Annotated in this window: 4 protein-coding genes; 3 read left to right on the top strand and 1 reads right to left on the bottom strand. The window is 63.9% G+C overall.

All coding sequences use genetic code 11. The features are described 5' to 3' along the window. The first annotated feature begins 253 nt into the window (after window positions 1–253). Window positions 254–1,687, top strand: a complete 1,434-nt coding sequence (locus AC5IJH_RS18140) for a multicopper oxidase family protein (protein ID WP_491904232.1) — start codon at window positions 254–256, stop codon at window positions 1,685–1,687. 6 nt (window positions 1,688–1,693) lie between these two features. Continuing rightward, window positions 1,694–4,150 (top strand): c-type cytochrome, encoded by a 2,457-nt coding sequence (locus AC5IJH_RS18135; RefSeq protein ID WP_491904231.1) that lies wholly within the window; start codon window positions 1,694–1,696, stop codon window positions 4,148–4,150. Between the two features lie 25 nt (window positions 4,151–4,175). Here the strand turns inward: AC5IJH_RS18135 and AC5IJH_RS18130 are convergent, their stop codons facing one another. Continuing rightward, window positions 4,176–5,141 carry a helix-turn-helix transcriptional regulator gene (locus AC5IJH_RS18130; protein ID WP_491904230.1) on the bottom strand — a complete coding sequence of 322 codons (966 nt, stop codon included), beginning with the start codon at window positions 5,139–5,141 and terminating at the stop codon, window positions 4,176–4,178. 109 nt (window positions 5,142–5,250) lie between these two features. Here AC5IJH_RS18130 and AC5IJH_RS18125 point away from each other — a divergent pair, with 109 nt between their 5' ends. Further along, window positions 5,251–5,733 (top strand): DinB family protein, encoded by a 483-nt coding sequence (locus tag AC5IJH_RS18125; RefSeq protein ID WP_491904229.1) that lies wholly within the window; start codon window positions 5,251–5,253, stop codon window positions 5,731–5,733. Window positions 5,734–5,964 lie beyond the last annotated feature (231 nt).

The raw sequence follows: 5,964 nt of genomic DNA, 5'->3' as shown, positions 1-5,964 counted from the left end.
CCCCCCCCGGGCACCACGGAGAGCTAGCTCTTTGCCAGCTTAGACGCCGCGATCGTCTCGTCGACCTGCCGTCAGGCGATGCGCACGGGTAGGCGTCTCTCCGGTCGTATGAGCGGCATCGGCTCAGGACGGGACCACACATCCTTTGCTAACCTCGCCATCTGACCAGCAGCGACCTGCTTCGTTCATTGACTCCAGATTTGTCCGCGTGATCCCATCGCTTCGGTTCTGGTCCTGACCCCTGGGAGTGGATGTGTCGAATCGACGGGAGTTCCTGCAGCGCGCCGGCATGGCTGCAGCGTGGCCACTTGCAACCGCACGGCTGCCGAGTCTCGCTACGGTCGCAACGAAGGGCTCACTGCGCACGTGGGCGGACGCACATGCCGCAGCGGCGCCGGATTATCACCTTCGCATCGAGAACACCACGCTGGACATCGGGCCCGGCGTCTCGATCAGGACCGCTGCCTACAACGGTGAGGTGCCCGGTCCGCTGCTGCGGCTCAGGGAAGGTATTCCGGTCACTATCGATGTGACAAACGCCACGCGTCATACGGACATCGTCCACTGGCACGGGCTATCGATCGGCACGATCCCGGACGGCGCGATGGAAGAAGGCTCGCCCGCAATCCAAGCCGGCCGGACACTGCGCTACCACTTCACGCCCAAGCCGGCAGGCACGCGCTGGTACCACTCGCATGCGATGGCGATGGACAATCTCGCGCTTGGCACCTACTCGGGTCAGTTCGGCTTCCTGCTGGTCGAGGGCAACGCGCCAACGCCGCACTACGATCAGGAGATCAACCTGGCGATCCATCATTGGGAGCCGTCCTTCGTGCCCATGGTGGAGACCATGCGGCAGCAGTCCGCGAACGTGCCGCAGACGAGCGGGTCGGATGTCGGCTACAAATACGCAACTGTCAATGCGCATATGCTCGGCACGGGTGAGCCCGTTCGGGTGCGGCCTGGCCAGCGTGTACTCTTCCGGCTGCTCAACGCGAGCGCGACGGAGAACGTGCTGCTCGCTCTGCCGGGGCACACCTTCCGCGTGATCGCGATGGACGGCAACCCGGTGCCGACGCCGCGCTCGGTCGAGATCCTGTCCCTGGCTGCTGCAGAACGCATCGATGCCATCGTCGAGATGAATGCGCCGGGTGTGTGGGTGCTCGGTTCGACCATCCGCACCGAGCGCGCCAAGGGCCTTGGCATCGTCGTGGAATATGCGGGCAGCACCGGCACACCGGTGTGGCGCGACCCCCTCTCCGCGGAGTGGGACTACGCGCTATTCGCGCTCAATGCGCCGGTGCCCGAGCCAGCCGAGACATTCACGCTTACCTTTCGCGATGCGGGTGCGTTGAACGGTTCGCGCTTCGACACCTGGACCATCAACGGCGATGCGTGGCCGCATGTGAAGCCGATGCGCGTGCAAGCCGGGAAGCGCTATCGACTGCTCTTCCGGAACGCGAGCGGCGATCAACATCCGATGCATCTGCATCGTCACCGGTTCGAGGTGACCCGCATCGGCGACACACAACTGAGCGGGCTGCTGAAAGACGTCATCAACGTGATGCCTTTGCAAACCGTGGCCGTCGACTTTGTGGCTGATAACCCGGGTGACTCGCTTCTGCACTGCCATCAACAACTGCACATGGACTATGGCTTCATGCAGATCATCAAGTACGCTGGCTGACGACCCATGAGGCTCTCTCGTCTTCCCGCGTTCGTAACTGCATCGGTCTGGATTGCACTCACCATAGCAGCGACCGTTCTGCTCGCGTGGGTAGCGCCTAAGAAGACGTCTCACGCATCGGCGCAGGAAGCGATAACGCCGGCAGCGTCTCGGCAGGACTGGGCCGCCTACAACGGTGGCGCCAACGGAGAGCACTACTCTCCGCTGGCGCAGATCACACCCGCGAATGTGCATCTGCTCAAGCCGGCGTGGCGCTTCAATGCCGGCACGGACGGCGGCCTGCAGGTCAACCCGCTGGTCGTCGGGCGCGTGCTCTACGGCTATACGGCGACCCTGCAGGTCATCGCGCTCGATGCAGCGACAGGAAAGCAGATCTGGACGTTTGATCCAGGTATCAGCGCGCGGCAGCCGAGCCGCGGCTTCACCTACTGGACGGACGGGCACGAGAGCCGGCTCTTCGCGTACGTGATGAACTTTCTCTATGCACTCGACCCGCAGACGGGCAAGCCCATCGCTGGTTTCGGCGAGGGCGGCCGCCTCGACCTGCGCAAGGACCTCGACTCCGACTACACGCAGAACACGGTCGCGCTCACCACGCCCGGTGTGCTCTACAAAGATGTGCTCATCGTCGGCTTCCGCGCACCGGAGGCGAACCCGGCGCCACGTGGCGACATCCGCGCCTACAACGTACGCACGGGCAAGCTGGCCTGGAGCTTCCACACGATCCCGCATCCCGGCGAAGAGGGCTACGAGACGTGGCCCGCGGGAGCATGGCGCACCGCTGGCGCCGCGAACAACTGGCCGGGCATGTCGGTCGACGACAAGCGCGGCATCGTCTTTGTGCCCACCGGCTCAGCAGTTAGCGACTTCTACGGTTACGACAGAATCGGCGACGACCTTTACGCAAACACACTCCTGGCGCTGGATGCGAGTACCGGCAGAAAGCTGTGGCATTTCCAGGATGTGCACCATGACATCTGGGACCGCGACTTCCCTGCTCCGCCCGCCCTGGTGACCGTGATGCATGATGGGAAGCCTGTCGATGCTGTGGCGCAGACCACGAAGCACGGCTTCGTCTTCCTCTTCGACCGCGTCACCGGCAAGCCTCTGTTCCCAGTGGAAGAACGTGCATTCCCCGCATCAACGGTGCCGGGAGAAGTGGCCGCAAGGACGCAGCCTATCCCGCTCGCGCCTGCCCCGTTTGCGCGGCAGCGACTCACGGCCGACATGCTGACAAAGCGCACGCCAGCAGCCCACGCGTGGGCGGTCCGGCAATTCAAGACATTCCGGAGCGGTGGCCAGTTCGTGCCACTCGCGGTGGACCAGCAGACCGTGGTCTTCCCTGGCTTCGACGGCGGTGCGGAGTGGGGTGGTCCTGCGGTGGATCCACGCTCTGGCGTGATCTACATCAATGCCAACGATCTGCCGTGGACCGGCGCCCTTACCGAGAACAAGAGCGGCAGCCCGGGTTACATCACCTACGAGACGCAATGCGCGGTCTGCCACGGCGCGGATCGCACCGGCAACCCACCAGCCTTTCCGTCGCTGGTCCACATCGATAAGAAGCTGACGCAGGCACAGATTGCCGAGGTCGTGCACAACGGCAAAGGGCGCATGCCTGGCTTTCCTGCGATCCAGGATCAGCGCCTCGCGCAGTTGCTGGAGTTCGTGCAGACCGGCAGGGGTGCTGCTTCGGATCCCGCGTCTGTCTCTCCCGAGAGCGGCGTCGATTCGGTTGGTGCCAAGGTCTATCAAAAGAACTGCGCGCTCTGCCATGGCGACAATCGCCTCGGCGCTCCTTCGAACTATCCGGCACTGGTCGGCGTGCGGACGCGGCTTACCGATGCGCAGATCGTCAGCAACATTCACAACGGCAAGGGCCGCATGCCCGGCTTTCCCAAGCTCACGGCAGACGACAACGCGGCACTCCTCCGCTTCCTCGGACCGCCTGCCACCACGGCGACTGCCTCCGTCGGCGCGGGTGCTGAGAAGCGTGAGCTGACCAGCGCGGCTCCGCTGGATGGCTCGCGGCCGAAGTATGGGTTCACCGGTTATCGCCGCTTTCTTGATCCTGACGGCTACCCAGCGGTCGTGCCGCCCTGGGGCACACTGAATGCAATCGACCTGAACACCGGGCGTTATCTCTGGAAGGTGCCGTTAGGCGAGTACCGCGAGCTCGCAGCCCACGGACTGACCAACACTGGTTGCGAGAACTACGGCGGACCCGTCGTCACCGCGGGCGGCATGCTGTTCATCGGGGCCACGATCTACGACCGCAAGCTCCGCGCATTCGAGGCGAGCACCGGAAAGCTGCTCTGGCAGGCCGATTTGCCCTATGCGGGCACAGCCACTCCCAGCACCTATATGGTCGATGGCAAGCAGTACATCGTGATTGCCACCAGCGGCGCTCGCGATACCAGGGGGCCACAGGGTGCGGCGTACGTGGCGTTCGCTCTGCCGTAAGCCAATCTATTTGTTCCCCGAAGAGTTACACTTCGTGCTCCGGTGTACTGGCGGCTTCGGTCGCTTGTCCGGCGATCTGCGCGAACACTGCCCGCAACTCTGCGGGCTCGTGCACCACGATGCGACGCCCGAAGCTAAGTAGCATCGCTGCGAAGAGTTCCAGCCGGTCACGACTGCAGCGGACGCGTGTGCCGCCATCCTTTGCCTCGGTCGCCACCCGCCTGGGCGCAAAGACACGCTGTGCCTCCTCGTGCGGCAGGTCGATCCACACGTCGATACGGAAACCGGATTCAACGAACGGCAGTCCGGCCTGCAAGTGTTTACCGGGATCGAACGCAGCCGGCCTGTCGAACGACTCTGTCCCCAGACTCAGTTCCGTGACGCGATCCAGCCGGAAGGTGCGCAACGCAGTGCGCGCGTGGTCATGGCCGATTGCGTACCAGCGACCATCGGCATGAACGATTCCGTACGGATCCACCGCCCGCACGGTCTGCGCGCCCGAGTGAGCCCGGTAGGCGAAATGCACTCTCCGGCGGGTCCGGATCGCCGTTGCCATCTGCATCAGGAGGACAGCCGGCGTGGAGATGACCCACGGCCCCGGTTCGACCGCGATGACATCCTCCACCTCCTGAATGCTTTCGCGGAGCGCGTCCGGCAGCACGCGTTCGAGCTTGGCAGAGGCGCCCTCGGTGGCTGGAGCGAAGGCTGCCAGGCCTAGTTGACGCAGTGCGCGAAGCCCCAGTGTCAGCGCGAAGGCCTCCTCCTCCGTGAACATCAGCGGAGGCAGCCGGAATCCTGGCCGAAGACGGTAGAAGCCGCCGGCCCCGCGCACCGACTGAATCGGGATCCGAAGATCCTGCAGGCGAACGATGTAGCGCTGGATGGTACGGAGGTCCACCTCCAGCCGCTCTGCCAGCTCGGATCCGCTGACATGGTCGCGTGCCTGCAGGATCTCGAGCACAGTCAGCACGCGCATGATCGGGTCGTACACAAATGACAGTGTGCATCCGAATTACGACAGAGCCTGTCGGGAATGATGCGTAGCTTCGTCCTCAGCCCTCGGGGAGCAGACACCAACGGGCGGACAAAGGAGATCGATCATGACCACACAAACAGCAGAGATCAGCGTGATATCAGCCGAAAGCCTTCTTGAGCACTGGCAAGGGCACCGCCGGCTGACCCGGCGCACCATCGCCGCCTTCCCAGAGGACAAACTTTTCTCTTCCTCGGTGGCCGGAATGCGTCCGTTTGGCGAGCTGGCGTGGGAGTTTCTGTGCCTGACGATTCCCGTCGTAGAGGGCGTGGCGACCGGTGAGTGGAAGGAGTACACGCGCGCCAAGCCAACCACCAAGGCCGAGCTGCTTGCGCTGTGGGACGAGCAGACCTCTGGGCTGAACGCGATCTTCCCGGCTATCCCGGTCGAACAGTTTCAGAAGGTCGAGGCCGCGTTTGGCAAGTGGGAGAACACGAACATCGGAACCATCCAGTACGCGATCGACAACGAGAACCACCATCGCGGACAGGGGTATGTCTACCTCCGCTCACTGGGCATCGAACCGCCGCCCTTCTGGGAGCGGAATTAGGTCAATGCCGAGCGCGATCGCGGCGCACCCAGCGCTGCGATCGCCGTTTGCCGCTGAGTACTCCGTCGCGGTCCAGTGCTCCTGGAGTTGATAACGAATCTGCCATTCACGGCGCCCCCAACTCACGCCCGTCCCGGTTTTCCACAGGCTGATTGAAGCGGTGCGGCTGTGTGCGTCCCAGCTACCCCTCCTGGTTACCCGGTTCGTCCGGACGCCTACCCCAAAGGGGGG

Origin of the sequence: Candidatus Dedyshia acidiphila (assembly GCF_051025295.1) — a bacterium.
Taxonomy (GTDB): domain Bacteria; phylum Acidobacteriota; class Terriglobia; order Terriglobales; family Acidobacteriaceae; genus KBS-83.
The sequence above is the reverse complement of the archived record's forward strand: the minus strand, read 5'-3'. Positions and strand labels throughout refer to the sequence as shown.